The 20,300-nt window shown below is 29.4% G+C and carries 16 protein-coding genes and 1 pseudogene; 13 read left to right on the top strand and 4 right to left on the bottom strand.

What is annotated here, in order from left to right; all coding sequences use genetic code 11:
* Window positions 1–3 precede the first annotated feature (3 nt).
* Window positions 4–792, top strand: a complete 789-nt coding sequence (locus tag BR69_RS0102295; RefSeq protein ID WP_027631736.1) for a DODA-type extradiol aromatic ring-opening family dioxygenase — start codon at window positions 4–6, stop codon at window positions 790–792.
* Window positions 793–958: 166 nt separating this feature from the next.
* Here BR69_RS0102295 and BR69_RS0102290 read toward each other — a convergent pair whose 3' ends face one another.
* Both BR69_RS0102290 and BR69_RS0102285 read right to left on the bottom strand, forming a co-directional pair.
* Window positions 959–3,613: a cation-translocating P-type ATPase gene (locus BR69_RS0102290; RefSeq protein WP_027631735.1), complete on the bottom strand. Its 2,655-nt coding sequence runs from the start codon at window positions 3,611–3,613 to the stop codon at window positions 959–961.
* 448 nt (window positions 3,614–4,061) lie between these two features.
* Window positions 4,062–5,753, bottom strand: coding sequence for a flavin monoamine oxidase family protein (locus BR69_RS0102285; RefSeq protein ID WP_027631734.1), 1,692 nt, complete (start codon window positions 5,751–5,753; stop codon window positions 4,062–4,064).
* 264 nt (window positions 5,754–6,017) lie between these two features.
* Here BR69_RS0102285 and BR69_RS0102280 point away from each other — a divergent pair, with 264 nt between their 5' ends.
* From BR69_RS0102280 to BR69_RS0102245, 8 genes are all read left to right on the top strand, one after another.
* Window positions 6,018–7,022 carry a LacI family DNA-binding transcriptional regulator gene (locus BR69_RS0102280; protein ID WP_027631733.1) on the top strand — a complete coding sequence of 335 codons (1,005 nt, stop codon included), beginning with the start codon at window positions 6,018–6,020 and terminating at the stop codon, window positions 7,020–7,022.
* A gap of 534 nt (window positions 7,023–7,556) precedes the next feature.
* Window positions 7,557–9,218, top strand: coding sequence for a glycoside hydrolase family 13 protein (locus BR69_RS0102275; protein WP_027631732.1), 1,662 nt, complete (start codon window positions 7,557–7,559; stop codon window positions 9,216–9,218).
* A gap of 155 nt (window positions 9,219–9,373) precedes the next feature.
* Window positions 9,374–11,020 (top strand): PTS transporter subunit IIBC, encoded by a 1,647-nt coding sequence (locus BR69_RS0102270; RefSeq protein WP_027631731.1) that lies wholly within the window; start codon window positions 9,374–9,376, stop codon window positions 11,018–11,020.
* A 4-nt stretch (window positions 11,021–11,024) separates the two neighbouring features.
* Window positions 11,025–11,816 (top strand): endonuclease/exonuclease/phosphatase family protein, encoded by a 792-nt coding sequence (locus BR69_RS0102265; RefSeq protein ID WP_027631730.1) that lies wholly within the window; start codon window positions 11,025–11,027, stop codon window positions 11,814–11,816.
* A gap of 385 nt (window positions 11,817–12,201) precedes the next feature.
* Window positions 12,202–12,843 (top strand): lactate utilization protein, encoded by a 642-nt coding sequence (locus BR69_RS0102260; RefSeq protein WP_027631729.1) that lies wholly within the window; start codon window positions 12,202–12,204, stop codon window positions 12,841–12,843.
* A 343-nt stretch (window positions 12,844–13,186) separates the two neighbouring features.
* Window positions 13,187–13,630: a MarR family winged helix-turn-helix transcriptional regulator gene (locus BR69_RS0102255; protein WP_027631728.1), complete on the top strand. Its 444-nt coding sequence runs from the start codon at window positions 13,187–13,189 to the stop codon at window positions 13,628–13,630.
* A gap of 149 nt (window positions 13,631–13,779) precedes the next feature.
* Window positions 13,780–14,472: an FMN-dependent NADH-azoreductase gene (locus BR69_RS0102250; protein ID WP_278246074.1), complete on the top strand. Its 693-nt coding sequence runs from the start codon at window positions 13,780–13,782 to the stop codon at window positions 14,470–14,472.
* 42 nt (window positions 14,473–14,514) lie between these two features.
* The gene (locus tag BR69_RS0102245; protein WP_027631726.1) at window positions 14,515–15,216 is read left to right on the top strand and encodes a pirin family protein; all 702 of its coding nucleotides are present in this window, start codon (window positions 14,515–14,517) and stop codon (window positions 15,214–15,216) included.
* Window positions 15,217–15,447: 231 nt separating this feature from the next.
* Here BR69_RS0102245 and BR69_RS0102240 read toward each other — a convergent pair whose 3' ends face one another.
* A complete protein-coding gene (locus tag BR69_RS0102240) occupies window positions 15,448–15,972 on the bottom strand; it encodes a GNAT family N-acetyltransferase (RefSeq protein ID WP_027631725.1) in 525 nt (174 codons plus the stop codon).
* 343 nt (window positions 15,973–16,315) lie between these two features.
* Between BR69_RS0102240 and BR69_RS0102235 the strand changes: the two genes are divergently transcribed.
* Window positions 16,316–17,059 carry a polysaccharide deacetylase family protein gene (locus BR69_RS0102235; RefSeq protein WP_051623451.1) on the top strand — a complete coding sequence of 248 codons (744 nt, stop codon included), beginning with the start codon at window positions 16,316–16,318 and terminating at the stop codon, window positions 17,057–17,059.
* 175 nt (window positions 17,060–17,234) lie between these two features.
* Window positions 17,235–18,158: a patatin-like phospholipase family protein gene (locus BR69_RS0102230; RefSeq protein ID WP_027631723.1), complete on the top strand. Its 924-nt coding sequence runs from the start codon at window positions 17,235–17,237 to the stop codon at window positions 18,156–18,158.
* Between the two features lie 116 nt (window positions 18,159–18,274).
* On the opposite strand, the pseudogene BR69_RS22095 reads toward BR69_RS0102230, so the two are convergent.
* Window positions 18,275–18,388 (bottom strand): annotated as a pseudogene (locus BR69_RS22095) (GNAT family N-acetyltransferase); the annotation flags it as partial.
* 234 nt (window positions 18,389–18,622) lie between these two features.
* Here BR69_RS22095 and BR69_RS0102225 point away from each other — a divergent pair.
* On the top strand, window positions 18,623–19,570 hold the full coding sequence (locus BR69_RS0102225) for a sulfurtransferase (RefSeq protein WP_051623450.1): 948 nt from the start codon (window positions 18,623–18,625) through the stop codon (window positions 19,568–19,570).
* A 19-nt stretch (window positions 19,571–19,589) separates the two neighbouring features.
* Window positions 19,590–20,279, top strand: a complete 690-nt coding sequence (locus BR69_RS0102220; RefSeq protein ID WP_027631721.1) for a TVP38/TMEM64 family protein — start codon at window positions 19,590–19,592, stop codon at window positions 20,277–20,279.
* Window positions 20,280–20,300: the final 21 nt, after the last annotated feature.

Genomic DNA, 20,300 nt, shown 5'->3' with positions numbered 1-20,300 from the left:
ATTATGATACCAAGTATTTTTTTAGGACATGGAGCACCTACTTTAATTCATGAAAATAATGAGTATACAAAATCAATTAAGGATTATTTTAAAAATCGTAAAAATCCTAAATCAATTTTAATTATATCTGCCCATTATGAAAGTCATATGCAAGAGATAGGGGTTATGGATAATTTCACTACAATATATGATTTTTATGGCTTTCCAAGGGAGCTATATGAGGAAAAGATAAAAGCAAAGGGTGATAAGTTATTAGCCTTAAGAGTTAAAGGGCTTTTAGAGGGAATACTAAAACCTAATGGCGTGAATCTTTCTATTAATAATAACAGGGGACTAGATCATGGAAGCTGGTCACTACTAAAACTTATGGACCCAGAAGGAAGTATTCCTGTAGTTCAAATGTCTATAAATAGAAATCTTTCTATGGAAGAGCAATTTAATATAGGGAAAGCACTGGAACCTCTAAAAAATGAGGATGTTCTAATTATAGGAAGTGGTGGAATAGTTCACAATCTTTACTTTACAGAAATGAATTCAGGAATAAATGAGGATATATCTCCTTGGGCTGAGGAATTCCATAATAGTGTTATTAATAATTTAGAGAAGTTTAATATAGAAGGGGTTTTAAATTACAAAGAAGCACCCTATGGAAATAAAGGTGTACCAACCCCAGAGCATTATATACCTTTGGTCATATTAATGGGGACTGGAAGTAAGAATAAAAGGTGTGATATAGTAAAATCTTATTTTCAATTTTCTAATTTAAGTTTAGATCTTATTGAATTTCACTAAAAATTAAATTTGGGCGAGTACTAGCTGTAGAAGATGAAACTAGAAGAAATTATTTAGAAGAAGTTAAAAGTGTTATTAAAGAAAGACTTTAACTCATAATAATCTAAATTATAAAATAAAAATAAACCATAGTGAGTTTTTATGTCACTATGGTTTATTTTATATATTAAGCAGCAGTTTTATTAGATGAGTTATTTGAAACTACTGTTTCTATTGCTGTCTTTTTATTTGATATTAGCTTGTATCCTTGAAGGATTATAAATGGAGCTAAAGATAGTCCATATATAATAAGGAACTCATTACCGCTAAGTTTACTTACTTCAAATATTCCTCTTAGAGGTTCTATAAGTTGAACAGCAGTTAAGAATACAAATCCAAGGAAGAAAGCAATCCAAGAATACTTATTAGAGAATAATCCAATTTTAAATACAGATTCTTTAGATCTACATGTAAACCCATGAACTAATCTTGCAAGACATAGGGTAGAGAAGGCCATAGTACTTCCTAAAAGCTCATCCCCATTATTTAAACCTATGTGGAAGGCAATCATAGTAGCTGTAGCTATAAGAATACCTTCAATTAGAACTCCCATAGTAAAACCTTTATTAAGGATAGGGGAGTGTATATCTCTAGGTCTTTCTGACATAACATTCTTATTATGAGGTTCAAGACCTAAAGCTATAGCAGGTAAGCTATCTGTAAGTAAGTTTATAAATAATAAATGTACAGGTGCAAAAGGTATAGGTAGAGCAGCTAGTGACGCATATAAAACAGATAAAATTCCAGCAGTGTTTCCAGAAAGCAAGAATTTAATAGAGTTTTTAATGTTAGAATAAATGTTTCTACCATTAGCTATAGCTTTTACAATAGTTGCAAAGTTATCATCTGTAAGTACCATAGAAGCAGCATCCTTTGCAACTTCTGTTCCAGTAATACCCATTGCTATTCCTATATCAGCTTGCTTTAAGGCAGGGGCATCATTAACTCCATCACCAGTCATAGCCACAACATTACCTTTTTCTTGCCATGCATTTACTATTCTTATTTTATGTTCAGGAGATACTCTAGCATAAACAGAGTACTTTTCCACAGTGTTTTTAAGTTCTTCATCACTTATATCATCAAGTTTAGCACCTTCAATAGCTTCACTTTCATATTTAAGTATTCCTATTTCACGAGCTATAGCTGCAGCTGTGATTTTATGGTCTCCAGTTATCATAATAGGTTTAATACCAGCTTTTATACAGTCTTCTACAGCTTTTTTTGATTCCTCTCTTGGAGGGTCAATCATAGAAATAAGACCAACAAAGGTTAAGTCATTTTCATCTTCTAAAGTTAAATCTGTGATTTCATTTATTTCTTTATAAGCAAATGATAAAACCCTAAGACCATTTTGAGATAATTTTTTATTAACTTCTTCTATAGATGCTTTATCTTCTTTAGTTAGTTCACGAACTCCATTAGAAGTCTCTATTTTTATAGCTCTATTTAGCATTACATCTAAGGCACCCTTAGTAAACATAAGAGTTTGTCCATTTATTTTGTGAAGGGTACTCATAAGTTTTCTATCAGAGTCAAAAGGTATTTCACTAAATCTCTTATATTCATTTCTTATAAATAATTCATTTAATCCATACTTTTGACCTAAGTTTACAAGGGCAACTTCTGTTGGGTCTCCAAGTTCTGCATCCTGAGAAGATGTAGCATCATTGCAAAGTATACTCATTAAAATTAATTTGTTCTCTAATTTATTATTAGTTTGAATATTGTTTTCTTCTATTAAATTATTATCTACATATATTTTTTTAACAGTCATTTTATTTTGGGTTAGGGTTCCAGTCTTATCAGAACATATTATAGATACACTTCCAAGACTTTCAACAGCTTGTAACTTTCTTATTATGGCATTTTCCTTTGACATCTTCTGAGTACCAAGAGCTAGTACTATGGTAACTATAGAACTTAAGGCCTCAGGAATTGCAGCTACAGCTAATGCTACTGCAAACATAAAGGAATCCATAAGTGTATATCCTCTATACATGTTTAAAGCAAATATAATTGCACATATTATAAGAATTATAACGGCTAATTTTTTACCAAAGTTATCTAAGCTAACTTGAAGAGGAGTCTTCTTTTCCTTAGCTCCTTCTAAAAGCTTTGCAACCTTTCCAAGTTCTGTTTCCATACCTATAGATGTAACTATAACTGTAGCTCTACCATAGGTTACAAGGCTTCCTGCAAAAACCATATTTTTTCTATCACCTATAGGAACATTGTCTTCAGCAATAAGGTCAGGATTTTTTATTACACTTAAAGACTCACCAGTTAATGAACTCTCATTAACTTGAATGCTGTAGTTTTCAATTATTCTACCATCAGCAGATACGAAATCTCCAGCTTCTAAATATAGCATGTCTCCTACAGTAACTTCCTCTGAAGGAATCTCAATTTTCTCACCATTTCTTAAAACCTTAGCCATTGGTGAAGAGAGAGCTTTTAAGCTATTAAGGGATTGTTCTGCTTTAATGTGCTGAACAGTACCTAAAATTGCATTTAGAACTATTACTGCAAAGATAACTATAGCACTTTCAAAGTTTCCTAAAAACATAGATATGGTTGCTGCAATTATTAGTATGATAACTAAAAGGTCTTTAAATTGCTCCATAAATACTGCAAAAATAGATTTTTTACTACCTTCATTAAGCTTATTTAAGCCATAAGTAGTTTTGTTTTTTGTAACCTGATCACTAGTAAGGCCACTAGGACTTAGGTTTAACATGGACATTAATTCTTCTTTTGATTTTTTATAGACTTTTTCCATTTTAATATTACCCCTTTCGAATTTAAGAATAAAAAAAACAAGACCTTTAATATAATTCTAGACACTAGAATCATATTAAAAGTCTTGTAACCAATTAAATTGGTATATAATACCAGGTGATGTTACTCACCGTTCTGTTGATAGTATATTTACTACTACTCCCTTTTAATATCGACCACAAATATTATAATAATTGAAAACCTAGCCAATGTCAATATAATTTATTTACTAATATACAGTAAAACTATGAATTAATTTATAATAATATATGAATCTTTTTTCATACTCTCCACCAAAAGCTATTTTTAATATCACTAATTCATCAAATTAATAATACAGGATCTAGAATAACATTATATATGAGATTTCTTAATATTAAATATTTAAATTAGGAAAAGATTAATTTAAAGAGATAGTCTAAATCCTGTATAAAAAAATAGGTTTATATTTAAACTTCAAACACAGTTTTATTTTTTATATTAGCTATGGCTATAGAATTAGCAGCAGTTCTTGCTGTAGATAAGGCTCCCTGAATCCAACCATGGGTAGGGGATATATGTTCACCAGCAAAGAAGACCCGGTCGTCATATTCTGGCTGGATAATATCATAAGCAAAAAGCTGTTTTTGCCAAGGTGCCATTATGCAAAAGGCTCCCTTAAAGTTTGGAGCTCCATTCCAATTATAGCTTTTATAATCGGTAACTAAATCTTCTAAAAAGCCATAAGGTAGGCTGTGAACTCTTTCCACTGACCTTTTAACAAATTCTATTTCATTATTTGATGTCATATTTCCAACTCTTGTGGAATCTAGTCCAAGATTATAAGCAGCTAGTAATACTCCAGGCTCATCTAAGGAGTAACTCTTTTTATATACGTGATCAGAGGGATATGCTATGGTTTGGATAGCTTCATCAGTAGAAGATATTCCACCTTTTATTCCACCATAGGGCATATCTTCTTCCCAAAATCTTTTCTTGCAGTAAAAATAAACCTTATGAGAGTTTTCATAGGTTACTTCTCTAATAGCTTGCATTTTTTTAGGAGAGAATCCTGGATTTAAGGTTACCTCCCTCAAAATGCTAAATGGAATAGTACAGATTACATAATCAAAGGATTTGAATCCATAACCACTATCATTATTATTTTTATATTCAATTAAAGTTTTATTATCCTCATGGGTCTTATATATTCCAGTAACTCTATGGTTAGCTTTAAACTCACATTTACCTAGGGCATCAGAGGGAATATTTTTATATTCTTTAGGACAATCTGATTTTAGACTATTATAAAAGGCTAATGGAAGGTTGACCATACCACCTTTAATTCTATAAAGGTTAGAAAATTCAAGGGTGTAAGTTCCCTGCATTGTTTCTCCATTTGCTGAGTAGAATAATGCTCCTAAAAATGGATCTATAGAGGAAATAAGCTCTATGGCTGATTCACTTAAATTAAGAGAGGTTAAAGCACATCTAGTATCTAGGGTACTATACTTATTATATAGAGGAGAATATTCTTTAAGTATTCTTAGATTTTCTGTTCTCTCATTAGGTGACATAGTTTTAATGAAATAATTTGAAGCATAAGTAATAAGTGTGTTCCAGGGAGTATTTTTTTCAGTTTCAGATAGGTCAAACAAAGGATATATATATTTTTGTATATCCTTAGGATTATTACGAGTTCTAGTTCTTCGTATCCATAGAAAGGTATTAGGATTAACTTGTACAAATGGCAGGGTTTCTAATTTAAATAGATTAATGTAAAACCAACTAGTCTCATGGGATACAGGTACTCTCATAGCACCAAGTTCCCCATAATGTTTTTTATTTTTATCAAAATAATGGGTGTATATACGTCCACCTATTCTATGATCTTCTGCTTCATATATGGTTATATCTGCTCCTAGTTTTCTAAGTTCAAAGGCTGAGGCAAGGCCAGAAACTCCTCCTCCAATTATTCCAATTTTAACACCTTTTAAAGATCTTAAGGGAGCATATTCGGTAATATCCTTAGAAGGGCCTAAAAGCTTTATTACATTATCAAAATCCTCTAAGCGATTAGTTTTCTTTAGTTCTTTTTTAAACATTGCATATCTTTCTTCATCAGTAGGATTAAGAGGATTAGTACTAACAATAGTATCCATAATAACTACTCCATAAAATTCTTTACTAACATAATATTATAAGGAATATGAAGTGTTACAAAGGGCTAACATAGTTAATGTATCTAATTTAGTGATATTTTTAATATCTAAGACTACCATGGAGGGATATACATATTGAAGAAGATGATAATACTATTATTTAAGAAGGTTAATTAAGAATGGAAAAGTTATAAAAATCTTGTTTAATATATTTTTAACTGATAAGCTATACTTAACCAGTGAAGAGTAAAAGGAGTGAAAGGGATGAAGGTTACCATAAAAGATGTTGCTAAAGAGGCTGATGTGGCACCATCTACGGTATCAAGGGTTTTATCAGATAATCCTAAAATAAGTGAAGAAACAAGAAAAAAAGTTATGAAGGCAATAAAAAAATTACAATATAAACCTAATGCTATTGCAAGAAGTCTTGCTAATAATAAAACTAGAATTTTAGGAGTTGTCCTTCCTAATGAAGCTCAGGATTTATTATCAAATCCATTCTTTGTGCAGGCTATGAAAGGGATGAGTTTATATGCTCAGAGCAAAAATTATTACATAACCTATGCTTTTAGTAAGGATGAGAATAGTGAAAAAGAATATATAAGAGATTTTACCACTAGTAGATTAGTAGATGGAATATGTCTTCTTAGGGCTAAGGAAAAGGATGAGACTATAGAATATTTAAAAGAAATAGATTTTCCTTTTGTTGTCATAGGAAGACCAGAGGATTCTAATAATATACTTTGGGTAGATAATGATAATTTTAAGTCTATGTATGATTTGATAAATAAACTTATAGAAAATGGAAATAGGGATATTGGATTTATAGGAGCAAGGGAACAATGGAACGTATCAAAGGATAGATTAAAAGGATATAAAATGGCGGGAGAAATTAATGCTATAGACTTTTCAAAGGAATATATAATCCATATGAAAGAGTTTAATGAAGAGGAAGGATATAAGGCAACAAAAGAAATATTAAAGATTCCATCAATCTCTGCAATAGTTGCCACTGATGATTTATTAGCTTTTGGTGCTATAAAAGCTCTAAAGGAGAAGGAGATAGGTAATATATCTGTAGTTGGGTTTAATAATACCCCCTTAGCTGAATTCCAAAATCCACCTTTAGCATCAGTGGATATAAATGCAGTGGACCTTGGATACTATGGAATTAAGCTCTTAATAGATAAGTTAGAGGGAGAAGAAATTAAAAGAAATCACTATATTGTAGATACTAAATTTATAGAAAGAGAATCTTTTAAAAGGTAAGAAGTTAAAGAATGCATCTTAATATTATATAAGAAGTAAATAATTATTGCAAATAAATATTTAAAGTAGAGGTAAAGATATATAGGAGAGGAATAATCCTATTCTAATAATTTTTATCATAGGAAAAGTTTATAAAAGTTATTTACTATGATGCATAAGTATCTTCTTTTCTTTTAATAGCCAGGCAAACGGTTGCATAAGAAAAAACTTAAAAATAGAAGATAGAGAAAGAAAGTCTATAAAAAAGCAAAAAATATAATAGAATTTACCTGTTGTAAACTTTTACTTTAGTTGATATACTTAAGGTGTAAAAAATAGAAGGTTATATTTTAAAAATGAAATAAAATTTAATTAATAAATGAATATATATAGTGAATTTAGCTTAAACTAACCATAGAGAATAAACTTATGTTAAAACTAGATTTAATATAGATAAAAAGTACATCTGTAAATTCTATGGGTTAATTATTATAGTTTAAGAAAAATTTTTTAACATTGAGGCAAACGGTTGCACAACTCTAAGGAGGGGTAAGAATGAAAAAGACATGGTGGAAAGAAGCAGTAGCTTATCAGATATATCCAAGAAGCTTTAAAGATTATAATGGAGATGGAATAGGGGATATTAAAGGAGTAATTTCTAAATTAGATTATTTAAAAGATTTAGGAATAGATATAATTTGGCTAAGTCCAATGTATAAATCTCCTAATGATGATAATGGGTATGATATAAGTGATTATAAAGATATAATGGATGACTTTGGAACTATGGAGGACTTTGATAACCTTCTTAGAGAAGTTCATAACAGAGATATGAAGCTTATTATAGATTTAGTTGTAAACCATACAAGTGATGAGCATAAATGGTTTATTGAATCAAAATCCTCAAAGGATAATCCAAAGAGAGATTTTTATATTTGGAGAGAAGGTAAAGAGGGAAAGGAACCTAATAACTGGGAAAGTATTTTTAAAGGTTCAGCATGGAAATATGATGAGGAAACAAAAGAATATTTTCTACATCTTTTTACTGAGAAACAACCAGATTTAAATTGGGAGAATCCAGAGGTTAGAAAAGAAGTTTATGAAATGATTAATTGGTGGCTTGATAAAGGAATCGATGGATTTAGAGTTGATGCTATAAGCCATATTAAAAAAGAGGAAGGCTTAAAGGATATTCCTAATCCAAAGAACTTAAAATATGTTTCTTCCTTTGAAAAGCATATGAATGTTAAAGGTATTCATAAGTATTTAGAGGAACTTAAAGAAAATACTTTTAGTAAATATAACATTGTAACTGTTGGAGAGGCTAATGGAGTAAAGGCAGAAGATGCTGATCTTTGGGTTGGAGAAGAAAAGGGAAAGTTCAATATGGTATTCCAATTTGAACATTTAGATCTTTGGGATTATGAAAAAAATAAAACCTTTAATGTGGTAGAACTGAAAAATATTCTAACTAAGTGGCAAAATAGCTTAGATGAAACAGGCTGGAATGCTTTATTTATAGAAAATCATGATATTCCAAGAGTTACCTCTACCCTAGGTAATACTAATGAGTATTTAAATGAAAGTGCCAAGGCACTAGGACTTATGTATTTTATGCAAAAGGGAACCCCTTTTATATATCAGGGACAAGAAATAGGAATGACTAATGTTAAATTTAACTCCATAGAGGATTATGATGATATTAAAGGGATAAATATATATAAGGAACAAATAGAAAATGGAGCTTCAGAAGAAGAAGCAATGGAGGCTTTATGGAAGGTTTCTAGAGATAATGCACGTACACCTATGCAATGGAGTAGTTCAGAAAATGCTGGTTTTTCTAGTGGCACTCCTTGGATTAAAATTAATCCTAATTACAAAGATATAAATGTAGAGGCTGAAGCTAAAGATGAAAATTCTATATTTAACTTTTATAAGAAAATGATAGATATTAAAAAGAATAATCAGTGTCTTATATATGGCAAATATGAATTAATACTAGAGGAAGATAAAAATATTTATGCCTATACAAGAACCTTAGAGGATGAAAAATTTATAATAATATGTAATCTTACTAATGAAGAGGTAGAGTACAGTTATGAGAATCTAGATTTAAATCATAAGAAATTATTATTATCAAACTATCAGGTTAAGAGTCATGAAATATTAACTAGCTTTAAGTTAAAGCCTTGGGAATCAAGACTTTATAAAATTTAGCTTAGATGTTTGTTTTAGTTAAATATAAAACTACACAAGAATTTATAATTAGAATAAATTAATTAATCTGTAGGTAGAGAGTGAGGTTCAAAATAATCTCTACCTAAGATTAAGATTATCATAGGAAAAATAAAAAATAAAACAGAGGTGATTATATGAAAAATAATAAGATATTTTCTTTTGATTTTTGGCAAAAGTTTGGTAAAGCATTATTAGTGGTTGTAGCTGTTATGCCAGCAGCAGGACTTATGATATCTATTGGTAAACTTATAGGCATGTCCTTTGATGCAGCAATTATTCATACCATAGCAAGGGTTATGGAGGATATTGGTTGGGCTATTATTGGAAACCTTCACATATTATTTGCAGTAGCTATAGGAGGATCTTGGGCTAAAGAAAGAGCTGGAGGAGCCTTCGCAGGATTATTAGCATTTATTTTAACTAATAGGATTACAGGAGCTATATTTGGGGTAAATGGAGCAATGTTTTCAGATCCTTCAGCCACTGTAACATCAATGACAGGAAAAGAACTTGTAGTTAAAGATTATTTCGTATCAATACTTGGAGCACCAACCTTAAATATGGGAGTGTTCATAGGAATAATATCAGGATTTTTAGGAGCCTACTTATATAATAAATATTATAACTTTAATAAATTACCAAAGTCTTTAGCTTTCTTTAATGGAAAACGTTTCGTTCCTTTTGTAGTTATATTAGGATCAACTGTAATGGCAATACTTTTATCTTTAATTTGGCCATTTATCCAAGGACTATTAAATTCCTTTGGACAATGGATAGCAACATCTAAGGATACAGCACCAATAGTTGCACCATTTATATTTGGATCCCTTGAGCGTTTATTACTACCATTTGGTTTACATCATATGTTAACAGTACCTATAAACTATACAGAGCTTGGTGGTGTATATACTATATTAACAGGATCTGGAGCAGGTACAGCAGTTGCAGGACAAGATCCACTATGGCTTGCTTGGGCTAATGACCTTATTAATTTAAAAGATTTAGGAAATATGACAGATTACAATACCTTATTAACAACTATTACACCAGCTAGATTTAAAGTAGGTCAAGTTATTACCTCTTGTGCATCATTAATAGGGGTAGCCTATGCAATGTATAAAAATGTTGATGAAGATAAAAAATCTAAGTACAAGACTATATTCTTATCAGCAGCTTTAGCAGTATTCTTAACAGGGGTTACAGAACCAATAGAATTTATGTTTATGTTCATATCCCCAGTGTTATATGTATGTTATGCATTGCTAACTGGAGTAGCATTTGCTTTAGCTGATATAATAAACTTAAGAGTTCATGCTTTTGGATTTATAGAGCTTTTAACTAGAACACCTATGATGGTTAATGCAGGGATTACAAGAGATCTTATAAACTTCATTATAACATCCTTAGTATTCTTCTTCTTAAACTACGGAGTATTTAGTATATTAATAAAGAAATTTAAGATACCTACTCCAGGACGTCTTGGAAATTACATTGACTCAGAAAATATTGAAGAAGATAAGGGAAACAATAGTAGTAACCATGATATGTTAGCAGTAAAAATAATAACTTTACTTGGAGAAAAAGAAAACATAGTGGATGTAGATGCTTGTATGACTAGACTTCGTGTTACTGTTAAGGATAAAAATTTAGTGGCTGAAGAAAAGTTATGGAAAGAAAATGGAGCACTAGGTCTTATTGTAAAAGATAAGGGAGTGCAGGCAATATATGGACCAAAGGCTGATGTTTTAAAATCTAATATTCAAGATATTTTAGGAGTGTAGTTTTGTGAAATTACTTACTTTAAATTGTCATTCATGGCAGGAAGAAAATCAGCTAGAAAAAATAAAATACTTAGCAGAGGTAATAAAGGAAAGAGACTATGATGTTATAGCTCTTCAAGAGGTTAGTCAGTTAATTAAAGAAGCTAAGGAATTTAAAAACATAAAAAAAGATAATTTTGCCTTATTACTTATAAAAGAACTTAAGAAAATTGGAGTTAATAATTATAGCTTTACATGGGACTATTCCCATGTAGGCTATGATATATATGAAGAAGGGCTTTGCCTTTTAACTAAATGTAATATTATAGAGGAGGATTCCTTTTTTATTTCAAAAGGAGAGGATTTAAACTTTTGGAAAACAAGAAAAATAGTTAAGTTAAAGGTAAACTATAAGAATACTCCTATATCATTATATAGTTGTCATTTAGGATGGTGGAAGGATGAGGAAGAGCCCTTTAAATACCAAGTAGATAAGCTTTTAGAGACTCTAGATAATGATGAGATTTCAATTTTAATGGGAGATTTTAATAATAGTGCCACCATTAAAGGAGAAGGATATGACTATATTATAGAAAAAGGCTTATATGACACTTATTATTTAGCAGAAACAAAAGATAAAGGTATAACTGTAAAAGGAAAAATAGCAGGATGGGAAAAGAACTCTGAGGATTTAAGATTAGATATGATATTTAGCAATAAACCATTAAAGGTTAATTATTCAAATGTAATTTTTAATGGAGAGAAGAAAGAAATAATATCAGATCACTTTGGAGTAGAGGTGGAGCTAGATTTATAATAAGAATAGAAGGAATCTTCCTTCAGATGAGTTAATCTAGGGGCGTACCAACTGTTATCCACTACCTTTTAGAGGAGGAGAGTGTTAAATATCCTAGCCATCAGATAAAATGGTTGATAAATAGTATAATCAAAATATATTTATAAATTCAATAAAAATCATGTATATAAGGAACGAACTTTCCTTTGTACATGGTTTTTATTTTATTAAAGGATTTATAATGGTGAGAAGTAGCCTCTATGTCTCTTCTGTGAATTTGTTGGTATAATAAAATTACAAAGGGAAGATTAAGGCTTAGTATATTTAACATAATATTAAAACTGTAAGTAAATAGTTTTATATGTAAATTAGTTATGTAAATCAATAAGAATGTGGGGGATAAACTATGGATAAAAATCGCTTATGGTATATTGAAAAACAAGTAGAAAGAGTTATTAAGGGATTAAATGGTAATAATATGGATGGATATTTTGTTCAAGATGAGGATGAATTAACTAATAAATTAAAAGAATTTATTAAAGAAGGAGAAACTATAGGGGTAGGAGATTCAGTCACATTGGATGAAACAGGAGTATTAGATTTTTTAAGAAGTGGAAAATACATATTTCTAGATAAATATGATAAGAATCTTACTAAGGAAGAAAAGAAGGAGATTTATATTAAAAATTTTTCTACAGATACCTTTCTTTGTAGTACTAACGCAATAACAGAAAGTGGAGAACTTTATAATATAGATGGGAATGGTAGCAGGGTAGCACCTATTATATATGGACCTAAACAGGTAATTATAGTTACAGGAATAAATAAAATTGTTAAAGATTTAGAAGAGGCAAGTAGGAGAGTAAGAAGCTTTGCAGCACCAATAGATGCTAAAAGGTTAGGGAAAGATACACCTTGTACAAAACTAGGTTATTGTGTAGATTGTAAAAGTAAGGAGAGAATATGCAATAGCTTTGTAACTATTAGTGGACAATTTATTAAAGGAAGGATAAGGGTAATTATAGTTAATAAGGACTTAGGATACTAAAGGATTAATTAAGAGTGGTAGTTAATTTAGGTTCTTTAAATCAGCACCTTTTAGTTAATTAAGTTTATGACTTTACAATTTGAAAGCACAAATTTTCACTAGGTTAAGATTTAACTAAAGCAACAAGTTATAGGGTTCATGATTGATTTCTTAACTTATACTTATTACATTTACTTTGTGAAAAACTGTTTTAATTTATCTATAACTTAAGATTTTACATATAAGGCCTATAATTTAAACATAAAATAGAAAATTATATAATACCAATTATTACATAACAAAAAAGAAAAATAAATTTTAATAGGAGGTTGACAATATTACTAATTAGTAATATTATAATAATATGAAAAACAAAAAATCCTATGGAGAAATAAGTGACTTAAATTTAAAGACTTTAATAGTATTAAGTAGGGCAAAGCAATCTGTTAATAAAAGAGAGCAAAAGATTATTAAAGAGGCTGGATTAACCATATCTCAATTTGGAGTTTTAGAACTTCTCTATCATAAAGGTGATTTTAGAATTAATGAGATAATAGAAAAAACTCTTTCCACGGGAGGAAATATGACTGTGGTAATAGATAATTTAGAGAGGGATGGACTTGTTACTCGTTATAAAGATCCTAAAGATAAGAGAGCTTGTCTTATTAGCCTTACATGCAAAGGAAGAGAAATTATAGAAAGGATATTTCCATTACACGTGGAAAATTTAAATACTGTATTTAATGTCCTAACTAAAGAAGAAAAAGAGATGCTTATAATATTATTAAAGAAACTAGGTGGTGCATAAGCTTACCACCATTTAATTTAAGAATATACTACTAATTAGTACTAAATTACATCATAGTTAACTAGCTTATATTTAATTAAAAAATTTTTTTATTTAAATACTACTAATTAGTATTAATCATATAAGGGTTTAAACAAAGGAGAAAACACATGGTTAAGTTTATAAAAGAATTATTAAAAAATAAATCAAAGAAAGAAGGAACAAATATGAATAAAAATATAGTGCTTTATATAAAAGGAAATCCAAGTGATGAAATGGATTCTTATAGCTTATCAGTAGGAAGAGATTTCATAAATAAATATAAAGAAATAAATCCTAATGATGAAGTTGTTGAAGTAAATGTTTATGAAGATAATATACCTATGATAGATAAAGATGTTTTAAAGGGATGGGGAAAGCTTCAAAGTGGAAAAACAATGGAAGATTTAACTAAGGAAGAAAGAGAAAAAATAGTAAGAATAGATGAACTTACTGAACAGTTCTTAAAGGCTGACAAGTATGTATTCTCAACTCCAATGTGGAACCTAGGATTACCTCCAATGGTAAAAGCTTATATGGATACAGTAATTGTAGCAAGAAAAACATTTAAGTACACAGAAAATGGTCCAGTAGGATTATTACAAGATAAAAAAGCAATCCATATTCATTCTACTGGTGGAGTTTATTCAGAAGGACCAGCAAAAGACTTTGTTCATGCTCATAGTTATATGGAATCAGCTTTATCATTTATGGGAATACAAGATATAAAGAGTATAGTAATAGAGGGTACTGCTTATATGCCAAAGGATGAGCTTAAAAATAAGGCATCACAAGATGTTAAAGAGGTTGTTAAAAACTTCTAAACTATCTTTAAACTATAAAATAATTTAAAAGGGTGAGAATTTATGATAAGAAAAATATATAGAGAAAACATGGGAAAATCAAATCTTGGATGGTTAAAATCTAATTTTCACTTCTCTTTTGCAGAATATTATAATCCAAGTAATATAAATTTTGGTGTTTTAAGAGTATTAAATGATGATGTAATAGATGCAAGAACAGGCTTTGATACCCATCCTCATAAGGATATGGAAATAATAACTTATGTTATCAATGGAGATTTAACACATAAGGATAGTATGGGAAATGAAAAAAGTATTTCTCGTGGTCATGTTCAATATATGAGTGCAGGAAGTGGAGTATTTCATAGTGAGTACAATCTAGGTGAAAAAGAACTTAGACTCCTTCAATTATGGATATTCCCAAATGAGAGGAATCTTACTCCAAACTATGGAGACAATAAGTTTAATTGGGAAGATAGAGAAGGAAAATGGCTTCATATGGTTTCAGGAAAAGAAGGGGATGCTGAAATCAAGATAAATCAAGATGCAAATATATACTCTCTTTTCATAGAAGAAGGAGAAAGTATAGATTTTAAACTAGATAAAAACCGTCAAGGATATTTGGTTCAAATAGAAGGCTCTGCTAATGTAAACAATGAAGTTTTAAATCATGGAGATGCCCTAGAAGTAGTTGAAGAGGATATAAATATAAAGGGCATAACTAAGAGTCATTATTTACTTGTTGAAATGAAAAAACAATATTAATAATAGCAAAACATAGGTATATCTATTAGGAGTAGTTTGTCCCAATGATATACCTATGTTTTCGTAAATATAAAAAGAAATATATCTAATAAGGTTTAGAAAAGGTAGAATTAACGCAATTCTACCTTTTCACTTATAATATTTTTATAAAAGTATATTTGGGATTTACATAGTATAACATTTAATAAATTCGTGGAATAATAGCTAAAGTGTTATAAGAGAAAATCTTTTTTATAATTTGTGATTAGATGTTGTAATACTATATTTATAAAGATGTTCATTCTCTTCCTCATCGAAAATTCTTCCTAATAGTTTTCCATTACTTTTTTCTATAATCTTTTTTGAATATACATTATCTATGTTACAAGTTACTATTACCTCTTGTATCCCTAGGTTAATAGCCTCTTTTAATGCTAATTGAAGAATTGCAGAACCATAGCCCTTATTCCTATAAAATGGAGATATGTCATAGCCTATATGGCCAGAATACTCTACTTCTTCATGTCTAATTCGTAATACTCCTACTACTTTATTATTATCAATTAACCAAAATGTTGAGGTTATAACTTCTCCTTGAGATAAATCTATTCCTTTAGAATAGTTATATAAGTCTTTTAAATATTCATTAAAACTGTCCAGTCCCTTTTTATATTTATTAAAATAATATTCATCATTTGATTCCTTATAGGCTAACACATAATCTTTAAAACTCTTTTCATAATCACTATTTGGACTAGATAAAAATAAATTTTTCATAAGTTATCCCCCATTCTTATATATAGGAAGTAGAATATTTATATACATTCCTATCCTCCATAATATTATGACTAATATTAACATTATATAGGAACATTGACAATATATATCAATATAAAACTTGAATTATGTTTATATACCTTACTTAAAAATTTGTCTAACTATTATGATATAATTACCTATATAACCAAAGAAATGAAGTCTTGTAAAGAGGATATACAATACTAATATTTTATATGTATTAAGAATTAAAAATAGTTATAAAGTTTACATATTCTAAGCTAGGAATGATTTAATGGAAACTTTAAAAATTAATTTTTATCTTAATTTTAGGAGGATGAACATGGATAAATTTACTGTTCTTATGTATCATGAAATTATAAAGAAAGAGGATTATAAAGAAGATAATAATTCAGAGTTATTAGTAGGGGATGGGTATAGTGATATACTTCCTAAGCCTTTATTTGTATTTCTTAATGAATTTGAAAACCAAATGAAGTATTTATATGATAATAATTACTCAATCATAACATTAAAAGATGTAATAGATTTTTATTATAATAATAAACCATTAAAAGAAAAGTCGGTGCTTATAACCTTTGATGACACCTATAAGTCTTCTTATATATATGCTTACCCTATATTAAAAAAATATGGATTCTCGGCAGTAGGATTTATGGTGCTAAACTGGGTATTTGAAGATAAACAAGAATATAATCCTTTAAAAAGTGTATGTGCTTCAAAAGAAGAACTTGAAGAAATGAAGGATGTATTTACCTATGCTAACCATACAAAATCATTACATAAAAGAGCAGATGGGATTACTGATCTTCTAAAAGTGGACAAAGACACCTTTATTAAGGATATAAGAGAATGTGAAAGCTTTGTAATGGCGAAAAAGGTATTTGCTTATCCTTTTGGAGTATTTAAAGAGGAAATAGTAAATTGGCTTTATGATGAAAAGTTTTTATTGGCCTTTACCACAGCACCAGGAATTAATACAAAGGAAGATAATCCATTAAAGTTAAAAAGAAATGCAGTAGATTTAAATTGTAATCTGGAAAAGTTTAAAAGCTTATTGACTTAACTACCTTTATTGAAATAACCATATTTCATAAATAAAGATTTTTTATTTTCTAAGTTAAGACTAAAGCCTATGATTACTTTGATTTTTAAAGAGAGTAAGAGGAGAAGAAGAAAATTACATTAATTGTAACTTAATAAAATCCACATTCATATATTACTAGGGGAGGTAGGGATATATGAATGTGGATTTAGTTTTTGAAGGTGGTGGGGTATTAGGAGTAAGCCATGCTGGAGCTTATAAGGCTATTGTAGATGGAGGATATAATATTCAAAGATGTGCAGGAACTTCAGCAGGAGCAGTGATGGCAACACTTATAGTGGCAGGTTACTCTAGTGAGGAGATAATAAAAATTCTTTATAGTATAGATTTTAAAACCTTTATGAAAAAGACTAAAACTAGTAAAATATTTGGCATAGGAAAGCCATTATCTCTTATTTTCAATAAGGGAGTATTTGATAGTACCATTGTAGAAACCTGGATGGCTGCTTTACTTAAGGATAAAGGTATTAGAACCTTTAGGGACATAATGAATAATGGAGAAAGCAGGGTTAAAATAATAGCTGCAGACATAACAAGAAAAAAGATGATTATACTTCCAGAAGATCTAAAGGATTATGGAATAGATCCTCTTAGTTTTAGTGTGGCAAAGGCTGTAAGAATGAGTTGTTCTATACCATTTTATTTTACTCCTGTATTATTAAAGGATAAGGAAGATAAGGAATATTTTATAGTTGATGGAGGGCTTTTAAGTAACTTTCCTGTATGGATATTTGATAGGGAAGGGATACCTAGGTGGCCTACCTTTGGTATTAGGGTGAAGGATTTAGAAAGTGAGACAGAGAAGGGAAAGAAGGGGATATTGTCCTATACTAAGGACGTATTATCAGCACCCTTAAATCAAAGTGAGGACAATTTTATAAGACATAGGGATTTTATAAGAACTATTATCTTAGACAATGATAACAGCATCAAATCTACAGACTTTAATGAAGCTAATAAATATATAAATCATTTGTTTACTATTGGATATAAAAGCACTATAAAGTTTATTGAAAGCTGGGATTTTCAAAGATATAGAAGAGTTTTTAAGAGTATATAATAAAATTTTTTATTATATATAAATATATATTCTAAGATATGAACATTATTAAAGAGAGTGTTAATAATTAAGTTATTTTAAGGTGGAAATCAATTTAGATTTCCACCTTAAAATATTTATATATTCTTTTTCATATAATAACGTTTATGTTCTGTTGGACAATTATCTAATACACCAAAGATTTCATATCCATGGTTCAAATAAAAATCTTTTGATTGAAAATCAAAGGCTTCATAGTAAAATATAAACTTTGATTATTTACTGTATATATAAGGGGTTTTGTTGAGTTAGTATAATTTATGTAAAATTTAGAGGGGGTTTACTATAAACAATAATAATAGATAAACGAAATTATATTGATATTATCTATAACGGCTATAATATATATTTGATATAATTAATAGTGGTTTATGGAAGTTTAAAGTGAATTAAGGAGAAAAATAAATATAATTGGAGGAAAAATTATGAATAAGAACATAAGAAAATTTACTATTATAGTATCTTCTTTAATTATAAGTGCATCATTATTTGCAGCTTGCGGTAATAAAAATCAAATAAAGGAAAATAATAAAACAACTAAAACAGAATATAAGTCTGAGGGTAATGAGTATTTTACAGATATTAAATGGCTTGAAGAGAATATAGATAATGAAAAGTTAGTTTTATTAGATGCAAGGAATAATAAAGATTATGATAAAGGTCATATTAAGGGAGCAATAAATGCACCATGGCAAGGGTTTGCTAATATGACTGGTAAATCAGGAGATAAGGGCTGGGGTGTATTACAGGATGAGAAAGCCCTTTCAGAAAAATTCTCTAAGTTAGGAATAGATAAAACAAAAAACGTTGTTGTTTACGGAAACAAAGATGGTTGGGGCGAAGATGGAAGACTTGTATGGATGTTTAAAATGGCTGGAATAGATGCAAAAATGTTAAACGGAGGTTTTGATCTATGGAAGGCAGAGAAAAAAGAAACAACTAATGAAATTAAGGAGCCAAAATCTACTAACTATAAGGTAGAGAAGTTAAATAATGATTTTACTATAACTACTGAAGAGCTAAAGAGTAAGGCAGATAAGGTTAAAATAATAGATACAAGAACTAAAGAAGAGTATGAAGGAGCTACTAAATTTGGAGAGGCTAGAGGAGGACATCTTCCAAAAGCCATATCATTACCATTTACTGAAGTTTATAATGGGGATGGAACAATCAAAACAAAGGAAGAACTAGAAAAAATATTTAAAGATGCAGGACTTAAGAAAGAAGATGAAATAGTTACTTATTGTACAGCAGGTATACGTTCAGCACATTTTGCATTAATTTTAAAAGACAATGGATATGATAAGGTTAAAAACTATGATGCTTCTTTCTATGAGTGGGCAGGAGATAGTAGTAATCCATTAGAAAAATAATTTAAGGAGTGTGGGGAAAATAATTAAGTTTAGTAAATCCTTTTTAATAAAGTTATTAGTATTATTAACAATAGTGGGAGTATATTTATTTGTACCACCTGTTAATAAAACCATAAATCAGATGGTATTTTACTTAGGAATGTTAGACTTAGAAGCTTTAAAGAAATATATATTATCCTTTGGGGTATGGGCACCAATAATATCTTTTACATTAATGATATTACAATCTATTGCGGCACCATTACCAGCTTTTATGATAACTTTTTCTAATGCCGCATTATTTGGATGGTGGAAGGGAGCAATCCTTTCTTGGGTGAGCTCTATGGCAGGGGCAGCTCTTTGCTTTTACATAGCTAAATTATTAGGAAGAAACACTGCAGAAAAACTTACCAGTAAGTTTGCCTTAGATAGTATAGATGACTTTTTTAAAAAGTATGGAAAACATACAATACTTATAGCAAGATTATTGCCATTTATATCCTTTGATGTAGTGAGTTATGCAGCAGGACTTACCTCTATGAGTTTTATATCATTTTTTATAGCAACAGGTATTGGACAACTTCCGGCTACTATAATATATTCTTATGTTGGAGGTATGCTAGTTGGAGGAGCGAAGATGATGGTCTTTGGACTACTAACACTCTTTGCTTTATCAGTTTTAATATTTGTGGTTAAAAAGGTTTGGACTGAAAGACAAAAAAGTAAATAACTTAAGAATATGGGTTGCTTC

The sequence above is a fragment of the Clostridium hydrogeniformans DSM 21757 genome (assembly GCF_000686705.1).
Classification (GTDB): domain Bacteria; phylum Bacillota; class Clostridia; order Clostridiales; family Clostridiaceae; genus Clostridium_Z; species Clostridium_Z hydrogeniformans.
Note: the sequence above shows the minus strand (reverse complement) of the source record. Positions and strands in the feature narration are given on the sequence as shown.

Excerpts from the sequence above, each read along its gene's own strand:
- BR69_RS0102295 (WP_027631736.1), top strand. The coding sequence starts at position 4 with ATGATACCAAGTATTTTTTTAGGACATGGAGCACCTACTTTAATTCAT.
- BR69_RS0102290 (WP_027631735.1), bottom strand. The coding sequence starts at position 3,613 with ATGGAAAAAGTCTATAAAAAATCAAAAGAAGAATTAATGTCCATGTTA.
- BR69_RS0102285 (WP_027631734.1), bottom strand. The coding sequence starts at position 5,753 with ATGGATACTATTGTTAGTACTAATCCTCTTAATCCTACTGATGAAGAA.
- BR69_RS0102280 (WP_027631733.1), top strand. The coding sequence starts at position 6,018 with ATGAAGGTTACCATAAAAGATGTTGCTAAAGAGGCTGATGTGGCACCA.
- BR69_RS0102275 (WP_027631732.1), top strand. The coding sequence starts at position 7,557 with ATGAAAAAGACATGGTGGAAAGAAGCAGTAGCTTATCAGATATATCCA.
- BR69_RS0102270 (WP_027631731.1), top strand. The coding sequence starts at position 9,374 with ATGAAAAATAATAAGATATTTTCTTTTGATTTTTGGCAAAAGTTTGGT.
- BR69_RS0102260 (WP_027631729.1), top strand. The coding sequence starts at position 12,202 with ATGGATAAAAATCGCTTATGGTATATTGAAAAACAAGTAGAAAGAGTT.
- BR69_RS0102255 (WP_027631728.1), top strand. The coding sequence starts at position 13,187 with ATGAAAAACAAAAAATCCTATGGAGAAATAAGTGACTTAAATTTAAAG.
- BR69_RS0102250 (WP_278246074.1), top strand. The coding sequence starts at position 13,780 with ATGGTTAAGTTTATAAAAGAATTATTAAAAAATAAATCAAAGAAAGAA.
- BR69_RS0102245 (WP_027631726.1), top strand. The coding sequence starts at position 14,515 with ATGATAAGAAAAATATATAGAGAAAACATGGGAAAATCAAATCTTGGA.
- BR69_RS0102240 (WP_027631725.1), bottom strand. The coding sequence starts at position 15,972 with ATGAAAAATTTATTTTTATCTAGTCCAAATAGTGATTATGAAAAGAGT.
- BR69_RS0102235 (WP_051623451.1), top strand. The coding sequence starts at position 16,316 with ATGGATAAATTTACTGTTCTTATGTATCATGAAATTATAAAGAAAGAG.
- BR69_RS0102230 (WP_027631723.1), top strand. The coding sequence starts at position 17,235 with ATGAATGTGGATTTAGTTTTTGAAGGTGGTGGGGTATTAGGAGTAAGC.
- BR69_RS0102225 (WP_051623450.1), top strand. The coding sequence starts at position 18,623 with ATGAATAAGAACATAAGAAAATTTACTATTATAGTATCTTCTTTAATT.